The organism is Duganella caerulea (assembly GCF_040362985.1).
In the GTDB taxonomy this organism is placed as follows: Bacteria; Pseudomonadota; Gammaproteobacteria; order Burkholderiales; family Burkholderiaceae_D; genus Rugamonas; species Rugamonas vulcania.
Genome location: NZ_BPWJ01000005.1, coordinates 524,961 through 539,202 on the forward strand (window position 1 = coordinate 524,961; position 14,242 = coordinate 539,202).

The following is a 14,242-nucleotide window of genomic DNA, read 5'->3' on the forward strand; positions in this document are numbered from 1 at the left end:
TAAGGGATGGCGTGCGGAGTTCGCGGCGCTTCAGGCGGAAATCCGCATGAACCGGGCTCGGCTTATGCGGATTTCCGCCAGGCTACCAGTCACTAGCTGCACAGGCCGAAGGCCTTGCGGTCGGCGAAGTAGCGGTAGGTGAAGGTGCGCATCGGGTACTTGGTCAGCGCGATCTCGAAGGCGGGCGGGACCACGTCGAAGCGTTCCGGCAGCTTCTCCTTCACGCGCAGGCGCACGCGCCAGATCGTATCGTCGCTGGTGGCGCCTGCGACCAGCATGTCCGGCACCTTCGGAATCACGTCGACGATTTCCGGGCGCGAGTTGGTGGCGCGCTGGTAGAAGCTGACCAGTTCCGCCTTGGCCAGCACCGGACCCTTGGGTGCGGTGACATGATATTCGCGGCTGAGGAACAAGGCGCGCTCGCCGCGCGGCACCAGGTAGACAAAGGTGAACTCGGCGCCGCCGTCCGGCAGCGTGACCGGCGGCGTGGTCGACACGCTGATCCCGCGCGGCAGATCGTAGCGCGAGCCCTCCTGCCAGGTCGTGCATTCCGGCGTCTTGGCCATGTAGACATCGACCGGCGTGAACGAATCGCCGCAAGCGGCCAGCAGCAGAGGCAAAACGAGGAGTGCGGAATAGCGCAGGCGCATGGGGTACCGGTGACTTGTAATTGGAAGCCCGTAGTTTACTCTGAAATCAAAAAGGGCCGCATCGCTGCGGCCCTTTGTTGCGTCTATGCGGTGGTTACCACATGATCACGCGGTCTTTTGGTTCCAGGTACATCTTGTCGCCAGGCTTCACGTTGAAGGCGTCGTAGAAGCCTGGCTGGTTGCGCATCGGGCCGTTGGCGCGGAACTGGCCTGGCGAGTGCGGGTCGGTCTTGAGCTGCACGATCTGCTGCGCTTCGCGCATCTTCAGGCGCCACACTTGCGCAAAGCCCATGTAGAAGCGCTGGTCGCCGGTCAGGCCGTCGATCACCGGGGCTTCCTTGCCGCCCAGCGACAGCTTGTAGGCCTTGTACGCGATCGCGATGCCGCTGTTGTCGGCAATGTTCTCGCCCAGGGTCAGCTCGCCGTTGACGTGGTAGCCAGGCAGCGGGCTGAACTGGTTGTACTGCTCCACCAGCATCTTGGTCTTGGCCGCGAAGTTCTTGTGGTCCGCAGCGGTCCACCAGTCGCGCAGGTTGCCGTCGCCGTCGTACTGTGCGCCCTGGTCGTCGAAGCCGTGGCTGATCTCGTGGCCGATCACGCCGCCGATGGCGCCGTAGTTGACCGCGTCGTCGGCGTCAGCATTGAAGAACGGTGCCTGCAGGATCGAGGCCGGGAACACGATCTCGTTCATTTCCGGGTTGTAGTAGGCGTTGACGGTTTGCGGCGTCATGCCCCACTCTTCGCGGTCGATCGGCTTGCCCAGCTTGGCCAGTTCCTTGTTGTACTCGAACTCGCGCGAACGCAGCACGTTGCCGATCAGGTCGTCCTTGGACACCACCAGCTTGCTGTAATCGCGCCAGTGGTTCGGGTACGCGATCTTGGTGGTGAACTTGGCCAGCTTCTCCTGCGCCTGCTTCTTGGTGACCGGGCTCATCCAGTCCAGCTGGTCGATGCTGGTCTTGTACGCGGCCAGCAGGTTGTTCACCAGCGCCTGCATGCGCGCCTTGCGCTCGGCCGGGAAGTTCTGCTCGACGTAGATCTTGCCGACGGCTTCGCCCAGCGCGCCTTCGGTCACGGACACGCCGCGCTTCCAGCGTGGACGCTGTTCGGTCACGCCGCTCAGCACGGTGCCGTAGAAGGCGAAGTTCTCATCGACGTAGGCCTTGCTCAGGTAAGGCGCGCTCGATTGCAGCAGATGCCAGCGGAAGTAGGCCTTCAGCGTGTCGAGCTGGGTCTTGGCCAGCAGCGCGGTCATGCCCTTCAGGTAGCTAGGCTGGCCGACGATCACGTAGTTGACCTTGCCCTTCACGCCAGCGTCCGCCAGGTAGGCGTTCCAGTCGTAGCCCGGCGCGACCTTGCCCAGCTTGGCGATGTCGACCTTGTTGTAGGCCTTGACCGGGTCACGCAGTTCGACCTTGGTCCACTGGATCTTGGCCAGTTCTTTTTCGAATTCCACGATGGCGTGCGCGGTGACGGCGCCGTGGGCGTCGCCAGCCATGGTCAGCATCTTGGCCACGTGCAGCTCATACTTGGCCAGCGCGTCGGCCATCTTCTTGTCGTCCGCTTTCAGGTAGTAGTCGCGGTCCGGCAGGCCCAGGCCGTCCTGGCCCAGGTCGACCACGTACTTGGTCGAATCCTTGTTGTCCTGGTGGATGCCGTAGCCGTACGGTGCAGTCACGCCGATCTTGTTCAGGTGGGCGATCAGCGCCGGCAGCTGCTTCTTGTTGTTCACGGCGTCGATCTTCGCCAGTTCCGCGTTCAGCGGGGTCAGGCCCAGCTGTTCCAGTTTGGCTTCATCCATGAAGCTGGCGTAGAAGTCGCCGATGCGCTGGGCTTCAGGGCCGCCGGCCTGGTTGGCGGCGGCGCCTTCGATGATGGCGCGCAGTTGCGGCTGGATGTCGTCGCGCAGCTTGGCGAAGCTGCCCCAGCTGGCTTTGTCGGCCGGGATTTCAGTCGTGGCCAGCCATTTGCCGTTCATGTGGGTGAACAGGTCGTCCTGCGCGCGTACCGCTGGATCGATGTACTCCACCGCGATGCCGGAGACCGGCTTGGCGTTTGCTACTTGGGCACTGGCCGGGGCTACACTTGTGGTGTTGTCGGCGGCACCCGCCAGGCCTGCGATCAGGCTCAGGGTCAATGCACTTACGAGATGACGTTTCACGAAATTATCCTCTTGATTGTATAAAGGCCAATCCACGGTGTTTGGCCCTGTTGCGCTTTATATCACAGTGCCGCAATGGCATAAAGGCCTACCACATGATGACGCGGTCTTTTGGCGCCAGATACATTTTATCGCCGGGTTTTACGCCAAAAGCGTTGTAAAAACCCGGCTGATTGCGCACTGTGCCGTTGGCGCGGAACTGGTCCGGCGAGTGCGGATCGGATTTGAGGTAAACGATTTGCTGGGCGTCGCGGATCTTGCTGCGCCACACCTGGCCAAAGCCCATGTAGAAGCGCTGCTCGCCGGTCAGGCTGTCGATCACCGGCGACGGCTGGCCGTTCAGCGAGATCAGGTAGGCCTTGAGCGCGATCGCCGCGCCGGAGTTGTCGGCGATGTTCTCGCCCAAGGTCAGCTCGCCGTTGACGTGGTAGCCCTTGAGCGGACTGAAGGCGCTGTACTGCTTGACCAGCATCTTGCTCTTGGCCGCGAAGTTCTTGTGGTCGGCCTTGGTCCACCAGTCGCGCAGGTTGCCGTCGCCGTCGTATTGCGCGCCCTGGTCGTCGAAGCCGTGGCTGATCTCGTGGCCGATCACCGCGCCGATGGCGCCGTAGTTGACCGCGTCGTCGGCGTCGGCGTTGAAGAACGGCGGCTGCAGGATGGCGGCCGGGAACACGATCTCGTTCAGCTCCGGGTTGTAGTAGGCGTTGATGGTCTGCGGCGTCATACCCCATTCGTCGCGGTCGACCGGCTTGCCGAGCTTGTTCACTTCCTTGTTGTAGTCGAACTCGCGCGAGCGCTGCATATTGCCCACCAGGTCATCCTTGGCCACCACCAGCGCCGAGTAGTCGCGCCACTTGTTCGGATAGCCGATCTTGACCATGAACTTGGCCAGCTTGGCTCGCGCCTGCTCCTTGGTGGTCGGGCCCATCCAGTCGAGCGTGTCGATGCTCTGCTTGAAGGCCGCCAGCAGGTTCCGCACCAACGCCTCCATGCGCGCCTTGCGCTCGGCCGGGAAGTGCTGCTCGACGTACAGCTTGCCCAGGCTCTCGCCCAGCGCGCCGTCGGTGGCGTTGACCGCGCGCTTCCAGCGCGGCTCCTGTTCCTTGACGTCGCCCAGCACGGTGCCGTAGAAGGCAAAGTTCTCCACCGAGAAATCCTTCGACAGGTAGGGCGCGCTGGCGTGGATCACCTGCCAGCGGAACCAGGCCTGCCAGGTGGCCAGCGGGGTCTTGTCGAGCACCTTGTCAAAGCCGGTGATGAAGCTGGGCTGGCTGACGATCACGTAGTCAACCTTGCCGGCGATGCCGGTGTCGTTGAGCCAGGTGGTCCAGTCGTAGCCCGGCGCCAGCTTGGACAGCTTGGCCAGCGGCACCTTGTTGTAGGCCTTGACCGGATCGCGCAGCTCGACCTTGGTCCACTGGATTTTGGCCAGCTCGGTCTCCAGCGCGACGATGGCCTTGGCGTCGGCCGCGGCGTTGGCGTTGCCGGCCAGGGTCAGCATCTTGGTCACGTGCTGCTGGTACTTGGCCAGCGTGTCGGCCATCTTCTTGTCCGACTTCTTCAGGTAGTAGTCGCGGTCGGGCAGGCTCAGGCCGTCCTGCACGATGTCGGCCACATACTTGGTCGAATCCTTGTTGTCCTGGTGGATGGCGAAGCCGTAGGGCGCGGTCACGCCGTAGCGGTTGAAGTGCGCGATCAGGGCCGGGATGTCCTTCTTGTCCTTGAGCGCGGCCACGCGGTCCAGGTCGGCGCGCAGCGGCGTCAGGCCCAGCTGTTCAAGCTTGGCCTCGTCCATATAGCTGGCGAAGAAATCGCCAATGCGCTGGGCATCCGAGCCGGGCGTCTTGTTCGGATCGGCGGCGGCGGCCTCGATGATGGCGCGCAGTTGCGGCTTGGTGTCGTCGTCGAGCTTTTCAAACGAACCCCAGCTCGACTTGTCGGCCGGGATTTCCGTCTTGGCCAGCCACTTGCCGTTCAGGTTGAGGAAGAAATCGTCCTGCGGCCGGACCGCCGCGTTGATACCGTCGAGCTCGACGCCCGAACTTTTTTGCTGCGCCTGGACGCCGGCCGAAGCCAGTAGCGCCAGCATCAGCGCGCTTAACAGATGTGCTTTCAAGACTCTCTCTCCTGTAAGGGGGGTGGGGTCAAGTCTGACATTCGGACACGAGCTCTGCTGTATGCGCCGCATACAGCAGAGCTCGTGTCCGAATGTCAGACTTGACCCCAAGTTGTGCAACGATAACAAAAAGACCACATGCGGTGGCCTTTTTGTGTTTTTTTTTTGGCGGTTAAGCGCTTACCAGATGATCACGCGCTGTTCCGGCGCAACATACATCTGGTCGCCCGGCTTGACGCCGAAGGCTTCGTAGAAGCCCGGCTGGTTGACCATGGTGCCGTTGGCGCGGAACTGGCCCGGCGAGTGCGGGTCGGTCTTGATCAGCATGATCTGCTGTTCGTCGCGCGTCTTGCTGCGCCATACCTGCGCAAAGCCCATGTAGAAGCGCTGGTCGCCCGTCAGGCCGTCGATCACCGGCGCTTCCTTGCCGCCCAGCGACAGCTTGTATGCCTTGTACGCGATCGCCACGCCGCTGTTGTCGGCGATGTTCTCGCCCAGCGTCAGCGAGCCGTTGACGTGGTAGCCCTTGATCGGGCTGTAGCCGTCGTATTGCTTGACCAGGGCGTCGGTCTTGGCCTTGAAGTTGGCGCAGTCTTCCTTGGTCCACCAGTCGCGCAGGTTGCCGTCGCCGTCCGACTGGCTGCCCTTGTCGTCGAAGCCGTGGCTGATTTCATGCCCGATCACCGCGCCGATGGCGCCGTAGTTGACGGCGTCGTCGGCCTTGGCGTCGAAGAACGGCGGCTGCAGGATGGCGGCCGGGAACACGATCTCGTTCATCGTCGAGTTGTAATACGCGTTGATGGTCTGCGGCGTCATGCCCCACTCTTCGCGGTCGACCGGCTTGCCCAGCTTGTTGATCATGCGCTGGTGGCTGAACACCGAGGCGCGCATGGCGTTGCCCACCAGGTCTCCCTTGACGATGGCCAGCGACGAGTAGTCGCGCCATTTGTTCGGGTAGCCGATCTTGGGCGTGAACTTGGCCAGCTTGGCTTGCGCCTGCTGCTTGGTTTCCGGGCTCATCCAGTCCAGCGTGTCGATGCTGCTCTTGTACGCGGCCAGCAGGTTCTTGACCAGCTCTTCCATGCGCGCCTTGCGCTCGGGCGGGAAGTACTGGCCGACGTACAGCTTGCCCAGCACTTCGCCCAGGCTGTTCTCCACCAGGCCCACCGCCGATTTCCAGCGCGGCGGCTTGACGGCCACGCCGGTCAGCACGGTGCTGTAGAAGTCGAAGTGGGCGTCGGCGAAGTCCTTCGACAGGTAGGGCGAGGCGTCGCGCAGCAGCTGCCATTCGAAGTAGGATTTCCAGGTCGCCAGGTCGGTCTTGTCCAGCACGGCGTTGAAGCCGCCCAGGTAGCTCGGCTGGTTGACGATGACGTAGTCGACCTTGTTGGCCACGCCGGCCGCCGCCAGCGCGTGCTGCCAGTCATAGCCCGGCGCCAGTTCGGCCAGCTTGGCGATCGGCACCTTGTTGTAGCGCTTGACCGGGTCGCGGTTCTCGACCTTGGTCCATTGCGCCTCGGCCAGCGCGGTCTCCAGCGCGACCACGGCCTTGGCGCTGGCGGCGGCGTTCTTGTCGCCGCCCAGCGCCAGGATCTTGGCCACGTGCGCTTCGTACTTGACCAGTATGCCGGCCAGCCTGGCGTCGTCCTTCTTCAGGTAGTAGTCGCGGTCCGGCAGGCCGAGGCCGCTTTGCGAGATGCCGACCGCGTACCTGGTCGATTCGCGCGCGTCCTGGCTCACGTACAGGCCGTATGGCGTGGCGACGCCAATCTCGCCCAGGTGGGCGATCAGCATCGGGAAGGCTTTCTTGTCCTTGATGGCGCGGATGCGGTTGAGCTCGCCCGCCAGCGGCTTCACGCCCAGCGAGTCCAGTTTTTTCTCGTCCATGAAGCTGGCGTACATATCGCCGATCTTCTGGGCGTCGCTGCCAGCCTTGCGGGTCTTGTCGGCCTCGGCCGCTTCGATGATGGCGCGCAGCCGCGGCAGCACGTCGTCGCGCAGCTTGGCGAAGGTGCCCCAGCTGGACTTGTCTTCCGGGATCTGCGCGGTCTTCAGCCAGCCGCCGTTCAGGTAACGGTAGAAGTCGTCTTGCGGACGCACGCTGGCGTCGATGTATTGGGTGTCGATGCCGGACACCGGGGCGGTGTCGGCGGCGCCGGCGAAGGCGGTCATCAGGCTCAGGGTCAGCGCGCTCAGCACATATCGTTTCACTGCGTTTCCTTCTTGGTCAGAATTTCATTTCGTATTTGACGCTCCAGACGACGTACGTCTGGTTGGTCGTGTTGGCCAATTGTGCCAGGCCGTTGGCGGTCACGATATTACTACCGAGCGCGTCCTCCGCCATCAGATTATTGGCTGAAATGCGGATTTGATGGTGTGAGCTGTATTTCCAGAGCGCGTAGGCGTCGAACGAGCGCTTGCGGCTGGTGGTCACGACCTGCTCGGCGCTGCTCTGGATGATGGTGGCCGGCGTCCAGTTCAGGCTGGCGCCCAGGGTCAGCGGCACCGGTTTCAGGCGCCAGTCCAGGCCGGCGTTGGCGGTCTGCTTCGGTTGCGCGTCGAGCCGGTTGTTGGGGCCGGGGATGCCGTCCACGCTGGACCAGAAGCGGCTGTAGTTGGAACGCAAGTCGATCGCCGGGCCGCCCGCGATCAGCTCCTGCAGCTGCAGCTTGGCCTCCAGCTCGATGCCCTTGGTGCGCGCGTGGCCGATGTTGGCCGGCGTCGACACCCAGCGCGGGCCGGTCGGCGTGTCCTGCAGGGTCAGCTCGCGGCGAATCAGGTCCTTGATATCGCGCACGAAGCCGCCGGCCGTGACGATGCCGCCGCGGCCCAGGTAGTGCTCGTACGCGAAGTCGAGGCCGGTCGCCAGCTCGGGCTTCAGGTCGGGGTTGCCGGTGCGGTCGGGCCGGGTGGCGCTGTTCAGCCGCGACAACGACGGCAAGGCGATCAGGTCCTGGATGTTGGCAGCCTTGTAGCTCTTGGTCAGGCTGGCTCGGATCTGGTCCTTGTCGTGGCCGGGAATGCGGTAGACGCCGTGCAGCAACGGGCTCAGCACGCTGCTGGTGTTGCTGATGTCCTGGCCGGCGCGACTGCTGGTGGTGCGGATGCCTTCCCAGCGCAGGCCGGCGTAGCCCGACCATTGCTTGCTGATGTCCCACTCGTCCTGCGCGAACACGGCCAGGCGGCGAGTGTCGGCGCTGAGGTTGTCGCCGGAGTCGCCGTACTGCGAGACGCCGTTCTTGTCGAGCGAAGTCTTGGTCTCGACGCGGTGGCCCAGCTCGATATCCCAGCCGGCCGCCAGCGCGTGCTCCTTGCCGATCGGCGTGGTGTACTTGCCGCCACTGCTGGCGCTGCGGTCGCGCACGGTGGCGTCGTCGCTGTAGCGCTGCAGCAGGTTGCCGGCGTTGTCGTACTGATAGCGCAGCGAGTCGCTGTCGCTGTGGCCGGCGCCGAAGCCGAACTTGACGTCCAGCTTGGACGCGCCCGCCATCTTGTGCACCCAGTTGCCGAAGCCGCGCAGGAAGGTCGATTCCGCATGGCTGCCGGTCAGCGCCAGGTTGTATTCGGGCGGCTGCTGCAGCGCCGGCGGCACCAGGCCGAAGTTCTGCGCCAGGTCGCTGCGCGCGTTGCTGTCGCTGCGGTTGACCATCAGGAAGGGCTGGAAGTTCAGCGTGTCGCCGTTGTCGAACTTGTACGACAGGCGCGGCGTCAGGTGCAGGCCGCGCGTGGTGCGCTTGGTCTGGTCGAGGACGTTCTGGTCCTTGAGCACCACGCCGTCGTCGCGGGTGTCCCGGTTGTAAGTTTCGGCCTGGTCGTGCTGGCGGTTCTCGAAGACCGAACCGGTCAGCAGCCAGGTCAGGCTGCCGGCCTTGCCCGGCACCGTCAGCGAGACGTTGGGCGCGTGGCGGCCCTGCTCGATGTTGTCGGTGAGCTTGAGCTGCTTGGCCTTCTGCTGGTAGCCGTCGCGCAGGATGATGTTGATGGTGCCGGCGATGGCGCGCGTGCTGTGCTCGGCGACCGGGCCGCGCATCACCTCGACGCGCTCGACCTGGTCGGGCGACAGCGATTCCATCGAGAAGCCGGCCGGCGGCCGTTCGCCGTTCAGCAGCACCTGCGTGTAGCCGCTGCCCATGCCGCGCATGCGGACGTCGCCGCCACGGCCGGGACGGCCGCCGATGGTCACGCCGGGCAGGCGCTTGAGGACGTCGCCGAGGTTGCTGTCGCCGTTACGGTCGAGCTCCTCCCGGCCGTAGACCTGCTTGCCGGCCACCGAGTTGCGGCGCTCGTCCATGTCGCTGGCGCGGCCGCCGCTGATGGTGACCTGCGGCACCGGCTTGCCGTCCGGTCCCAATGCCGGCTTGGCGGGCGCGGTGTCGGTTTGTGCGTGGACTTCGGAGACGCCCAACAGGGCCAGGCAGGCGAGGGAGATCAGTTTGCTCATAGGCTGCACATTCTACCGGCAGCCCCGCCGGCCAAAAGGGCCGGCGTCCGATTTTTACTTTACGATACACACCGCCGCTCAGCCGCCTCCGCCCGGCAGGCTGATGCTGGCGCCGCCGGGTCCGCCGACGCTGCCGCCCATGCCACCCATGCCGCCCATGCCCTTGCGGCCGCCGCGATGCTGCTCGCCGCCCTCCTGCTTGTACGGCATGGCGCCGTTGTGGGCGCCCGAGTCCGGCACACGCTGCAGCTGCTCGGCCACCAGTTGCACCACCGCCTGGCGCTGCGTTTCATTCAAGGCATCGTTGACGGTCAGCCACCATTCGCGCAGCAGCTTTTCTTCCAGCGCGCTGGCGGTGGTTTCCTCGTCCACCGTCTTGGCCAGGTCGCGCAGCTCGACATTGGCGCCCTGCACGCCGGCCAGCGTGGCCGCCTGCAGGCGCTCGCGGCGGGCCTGGCGCTCGCGCAGCAGGTTGCGGGTCTTGGTTTCGGTCTGCTGCCACAGGATCTGCTGGTTGGCGTTGAGGTTGAGCGATTTTTTCAGCTCGGCCGCCATCGGCAGCATGTCCTCGGCACGGATGTCCATGACAGGCACCGCACGGGCCGGCAGCAGGGCCGCACTCAGCGCCAGCGCGACGGCCAGGCGCTGCAACGTGGAAGAGAAGTTAAGACGCATGTCGGCTCCATGGATAAAAAAAAGCCTGCGCTTGGGGCGCAGGCGAAAACCACTTCAGGGTAGAGAGAATTACGAGTTCAGTTTAGGTCGCGCCTCCCGCCGTTACAGGACTTCTTACAATTGCTTACGGTCGTGAGCGTGATAGATACACTGCGTACAAAACAGCAAAATTGACGTACCGCCAAGCGGGCGCTGGTGTGCTTCAAATGTCAACGCTCAGCGTTGTAAATTCTCGTAAAGGTATAAATCATTTCGCGATGGCTACCATGTTTGCCGATAATCAGGTTTATACTCGACTCAAGCGCGTTGAGGCGGGATGGCCCGCCGGTGACGGCTGCCGGCAACAGTTCGATAGGTGAAACATGGGCAAGAAATTAAAGAATTCTGGATTGGTCGGGCTGGGCGTGGTGGCCGGCATTGCGATCTCGCTGCAGTTTTCCGCCATGGCGCAAAAGCCGGTGGACCCGCCACTGCCGCTGGAGGAGCTGCGCCAGCTGGCCGACGTGTTCGGCCTGATCAAATCCGACTACGTCGAAAAGGTCGAGGACAAGAAGTTGTTGACCGAAGCCATCTCCGGCATGGTCGCCTCGCTGGACCCGCACTCCGCCTACCTGGACAAGAAAGCCTACGCCGAGCTGCGTGAAGGTTCGCAGGGCAAGTTCGTCGGCCTCGGCATCGAGATCGGCCAGAGCGAGGACGGCTATATCAAGATCGTCGCGCCGATCGAGGACTCGCCGGCCTGGCGCGCCGGCATCAAGGCGGGCGATCTGATCTCGCGCCTGGACAGCACGCCGGTCAAGGGCCTGAGCCTGGACGAGTCGATCAAGAAGATGCGCGGCGAGCCGCACACCAAGGTCAGCATGACGGTCCTGCGCAAGGGCGAGGCCGAGCCGCTGGTGTTCAACATCACGCGCGAGGAAATCCACCAGAAGAGCGTCAAGGGCAAAATGGTCGAGCCCGGCTATGCATGGCTGCGCATCTCGCAGTTCCAGGAGCCGACCGTGGATGACCTGGCAGCCAAGATTGTCGAACTGTACAAGCAGGACCCGAACATCAAGGGCCTGGTGCTGGACCTGCGCAACGACCCGGGCGGCGTGCTGCAGGGCGCGATCGGCGTGGCGGCGGCCTTCCTGCCGAAGGACGCGGCCATCGTCTCGACCAACGGCCAGCTGCCGGACTCCAAGCAGATCTTCTACGGCCGTCCCGAATACTACGCGCTGCGCAACGACGGCGACGCGCTGTCCAAGCTGCCGGCCGCGGTCAAGCAGGTGCCGATGGTGGTGCTGGTCAACACCGGTTCGGCCTCGGCCTCGGAAATCGTCGCCGGCGCGCTGCAGGACTACAAGCGGGCCGACATCGTCGGCACCCAGACTTTCGGCAAGGGCTCGGTGCAAACCATCCGCCAGCTGACCGCCGACACCGCCGTCAAGCTGACCACGGCGCGCTACTACACGCCGAACGGCCGCTCGATCCAGGCCAAGGGCATCGTGCCCGACCTTGCGGTGGACGAGAACGCCGACGGCGACGGCCTGAACGCGCTGCGCACCCGCGAGGCCGACCTCGACAAGCACCTGAGCAACGACCGCGACCAGGAAATCGCCAAGAGCAAGCGCGACGAGCTGGAAGAACAGCTGCGCATCGTGGCGCTGGAGAAGAAACGCAAGCCGCTGGAATACGGCAGCGCCGACGATTTCCAGTTGGCGCAGGCGCTCAACCACCTGAAAGGCTTGCCGGTGCAGTTGGCCAAGCCCGAGACCACCGTGGTGAAGGCGGAGGTCGAGGTCAAGAAGGATCTGGCCATCAAGAAGGAATTGGCCAAGAAATAAGCGGTTTTGATCCCCGACTCCAGCGGCGCCTCAAGGGCGCCGCTTTTATTTTCGCTGAACGTGCAGTCATTGTGTAGAATTTGCGTCATTACTGGCGCATGCCATTGCTTAATTTGAAAGTTTAACCATGAAACAAGCGGTCATCAGCGGTACCGGTCTCTTTACGCCAGCCCAGTCGATCTCCAACGAAGAGCTGGTGGAGTGCTTCAACGCCTACGCCGAACAGTTCAACGCCGACAACGCCGCCGCCATCGCGGACGGCACCGTCACGGCGCTGGAAATGTCCAGCGTGGCCTTCATTGAAAAGGCGTCCGGCATCAAGTCACGCTACGTGATGGAGAAGAGCGGCATCCTGGACCCGACCCGCATGGTCTCGCGCATCCCCGAGCGCGCGGACGAGGAACTGTCGCTGCAGGCGGAAATCTGCGTGGCGGCGGCGCGCCAGGCGCTGGACCGCGCCGGCCGCGTGCCGGCCGACATCGACATGGTGCTGGTGGCCTGCTCCAACATGCAGCGCGGCTATCCGGCGATGGCGGTCGAGGTGCAGGGCGCGCTGGGCATCGAGGGCTACGGCTTCGACATGAACGTGGCCTGCTCGTCGGCCACCTTCGGCATCCAGCAGGCGGTGGCGGCGGTGCAGAGCGGCCAGGCGCGCGCGGTGCTGGTGCTCAATCCTGAAATCACCAGCGGCCACCTGAACTGGCGCGACCGTGACAGCCACTTCATCTTCGGCGACGCCTGCACGGCGATGGTGATCGAAGCGGCCGACACGGCCAAGGGCGCGCACCGCTGGGAGATCGTCGAGACCAAGCTCAAGACCAGCTTCTCGAACAACATCCGCAACAACTTCGGCTTCCTGAACCGCTTCGACGAATCGGGCATCGGCCAGCCGGACAAGCTGTTCCGCCAGCAGGGCCGCAAGGTGTTCAAGGACGTGTGCCCGATGGCCGCCGACATGATCAAGACCACCATCGCCAGCGCCGGCCTGGAAGTGCCGCAGGTGAGCCGCTACTGGCTGCACCAGGCCAACCTGAACATGAACCTGCTGATCAGCCGCATGGTGCTGGGCCGCGACGCCGAGCCGGGCGAAGCGCCGGTGATCCTGGACACCTACGCCAACACCTCGTCGGCCGGTTCGGTGATCGCCTTCCACAAATACTCGGACGACATGGCGCCCGGCCAGCTGGGCGTGATCTGCTCCTTCGGCGCTGGCTACTCGATCGGCTGCGTGGTGGTGCGACGGGTCTAACTAGGCGCCGACGACGCAGTCGTCCAGTTCCCGCTCGACGGCCGCGAATGCGGCCGTTGTCGTTTCAGGGCCGGCGGCGGTGGCTTGTACGGACAGGAAGCTCAGGTTCTTCAAGCCTATCGTCGGCAGCAGCGCTTTGAGGTAGGGTTCGAGGAAGTCGGGCTGGCGGGCGCGCTCGCCGCTGCGGTAGCCGCCGGAGCTGACGGCGATGTACACCGGACGATCCGCCAGCGTGCCGACCTTGCCCTCCGGCGTGACGTTGAAGGTGACGCCGATGCGCACCACATGGTCCAGCCATGCCTTCAACACCGACGGCACCGTGAAGTTGTGCATCGGCGTGGCGATGACCACGTAATCGGCGTCGCGCAATTCGGCGATCAACCGCTCCGACAGCGCCTGCGACGACACAGCGCGCCCATTGCCAGCCCGCGCGCCATCCCGCATGCCGCCGCCCAGCGCCGACGCGTACTCGCCGTCGATATGCGGCAGGGGCTCGGCCCACAGGTCGCGCGTGACGATCTGCGCGGCGGGATGCTGCGTCAGAAGACGGTCCATCACGCGCTGGGACAGCCGGTAGCTCACCGATTGCTCCCCGCGCGGGCTGCATGTGATGTGCAGGATCTTCATGCCGCACCCGCTTTCAGGAATTTACCGAATCGCATCGCGCCGGTCAGCAGGCCCTCGCGGAAGTAGAAGCGCTGCGCCAGCGCGTTGGCCATCCCGGTGTCGAGCACCAGCTTGATGCATTCAGCGCGCTCCGCGTAGGCCGTCAGACGCTCCAGCAGCCGCGCGCCCCAGCGCTGGCCGCGCATCTTCTCGTCGGACACCAGATCGTCGACATACAGGAAGCGGCCGTACACCAGGTTCTCCTCCAGGCGGTATCCGGCCAGTGCCACCACTTCACCCTCGTCCCACGCGGCCAGGATGCGGTAGCCCTGCCCGCGCATGCGCGTCACACGGGTGACGAATTCATCCTCGGTCGCCAGGTGCGGGCGCAGTTGCTTCATCACCGGATAGCAAGCACGCAGCTGCTCCTCCGTTTCCACATCCTTCAGTTGGTCGTCCATGCTTGCTCCTTTTAAAACGCAATCTTATGGCGCCAATGGCATAATCCACAGAGCCAT

General features: G+C 64.2%; 10 protein-coding genes. 2 read left to right on the forward strand and 8 right to left on the reverse strand.

What is annotated here, in order from left to right; genetic code table 11:
• Positions 1–92 precede the first annotated feature (92 nt).
• From ACUJB0_RS18140 to ACUJB0_RS18165, 6 genes are all read right to left on the reverse strand, one after another.
• On the reverse strand, positions 93–650 hold the full coding sequence (locus tag ACUJB0_RS18140) for a hypothetical protein (protein ID WP_444846419.1): 558 nt from the start codon (positions 648–650) through the stop codon (positions 93–95).
• Between the two features lie 94 nt (positions 651–744).
• A complete protein-coding gene (locus ACUJB0_RS18145) occupies positions 745–2,811 on the reverse strand; it encodes a M13 family metallopeptidase (RefSeq protein ID WP_444846420.1) in 2,067 nt (688 codons plus the stop codon).
• An 88-nt stretch (positions 2,812–2,899) separates the two neighbouring features.
• Positions 2,900–4,900, reverse strand: coding sequence for a M13 family metallopeptidase (locus ACUJB0_RS18150; protein ID WP_444846510.1), 2,001 nt, complete (start codon positions 4,898–4,900; stop codon positions 2,900–2,902).
• Between the two features lie 207 nt (positions 4,901–5,107).
• A complete protein-coding gene (locus tag ACUJB0_RS18155) occupies positions 5,108–7,099 on the reverse strand; it encodes a M13 family metallopeptidase (protein WP_444846511.1) in 1,992 nt (663 codons plus the stop codon).
• 55 nt (positions 7,100–7,154) lie between these two features.
• Entirely contained in the window at positions 7,155–9,368 is a 2,214-nt protein-coding gene (locus ACUJB0_RS18160; protein ID WP_444846421.1) for a TonB-dependent receptor plug domain-containing protein, read from the reverse strand.
• A 78-nt stretch (positions 9,369–9,446) separates the two neighbouring features.
• The gene (locus tag ACUJB0_RS18165; RefSeq protein WP_444846422.1) at positions 9,447–10,043 is read right to left on the reverse strand and encodes a hypothetical protein; all 597 of its coding nucleotides are present in this window, start codon (positions 10,041–10,043) and stop codon (positions 9,447–9,449) included.
• 362 nt (positions 10,044–10,405) lie between these two features.
• On the opposite strand from ACUJB0_RS18165, the gene ACUJB0_RS18170 reads away from it, so the two are divergent.
• Together ACUJB0_RS18170 and ACUJB0_RS18175 are read left to right on the forward strand one after the other, a co-directional pair.
• Entirely contained in the window at positions 10,406–11,869 is a 1,464-nt protein-coding gene (locus ACUJB0_RS18170; protein ID WP_161086142.1) for a S41 family peptidase, read from the forward strand.
• A gap of 127 nt (positions 11,870–11,996) precedes the next feature.
• Positions 11,997–13,118, forward strand: coding sequence for a beta-ketoacyl-ACP synthase III (locus ACUJB0_RS18175; protein ID WP_444846423.1), 1,122 nt, complete (start codon positions 11,997–11,999; stop codon positions 13,116–13,118).
• On the opposite strand, the gene ACUJB0_RS18180 is transcribed toward ACUJB0_RS18175, so the two are convergent.
• Together ACUJB0_RS18180 and ACUJB0_RS18185 are read right to left on the reverse strand one after the other, a co-directional pair.
• On the reverse strand, positions 13,119–13,745 hold the full coding sequence (locus ACUJB0_RS18180) for an FMN-dependent NADH-azoreductase (RefSeq protein WP_444846424.1): 627 nt from the start codon (positions 13,743–13,745) through the stop codon (positions 13,119–13,121).
• Positions 13,742–14,185: a GNAT family N-acetyltransferase gene (locus ACUJB0_RS18185; RefSeq protein WP_444846425.1), complete on the reverse strand. Its 444-nt coding sequence runs from the start codon at positions 14,183–14,185 to the stop codon at positions 13,742–13,744. The genes ACUJB0_RS18180 and ACUJB0_RS18185 overlap by 4 nt, the downstream gene beginning before the upstream one ends.
• Between the last annotated feature and the right edge of the window lie 57 nt (positions 14,186–14,242).

Bases quoted from the DNA above. Each gene is read 5' to 3' on its own strand.
- ACUJB0_RS18155 (WP_444846511.1), bottom strand. From the start codon at position 7,099: ATGACCGCCTTCGCCGGCGCCGCCGACACCGCCCCGGTGTCCGGCATC.
- ACUJB0_RS18180 (WP_444846424.1), bottom strand. From the start codon at position 13,745: ATGAAGATCCTGCACATCACATGCAGCCCGCGCGGGGAGCAATCGGTG.
- ACUJB0_RS18170 (WP_161086142.1), top strand. From the start codon at position 10,406: ATGGGCAAGAAATTAAAGAATTCTGGATTGGTCGGGCTGGGCGTGGTG.
- ACUJB0_RS18165 (WP_444846422.1), bottom strand. From the start codon at position 10,043: ATGCGTCTTAACTTCTCTTCCACGTTGCAGCGCCTGGCCGTCGCGCTG.
- ACUJB0_RS18175 (WP_444846423.1), top strand. From the start codon at position 11,997: ATGAAACAAGCGGTCATCAGCGGTACCGGTCTCTTTACGCCAGCCCAG.
- ACUJB0_RS18140 (WP_444846419.1), bottom strand. From the start codon at position 650: ATGCGCCTGCGCTATTCCGCACTCCTCGTTTTGCCTCTGCTGCTGGCC.
- ACUJB0_RS18160 (WP_444846421.1), bottom strand. From the start codon at position 9,368: ATGAGCAAACTGATCTCCCTCGCCTGCCTGGCCCTGTTGGGCGTCTCC.
- ACUJB0_RS18150 (WP_444846510.1), bottom strand. From the start codon at position 4,900: ATGCTGGCGCTACTGGCTTCGGCCGGCGTCCAGGCGCAGCAAAAAAGT.
- ACUJB0_RS18185 (WP_444846425.1), bottom strand. From the start codon at position 14,185: ATGGACGACCAACTGAAGGATGTGGAAACGGAGGAGCAGCTGCGTGCT.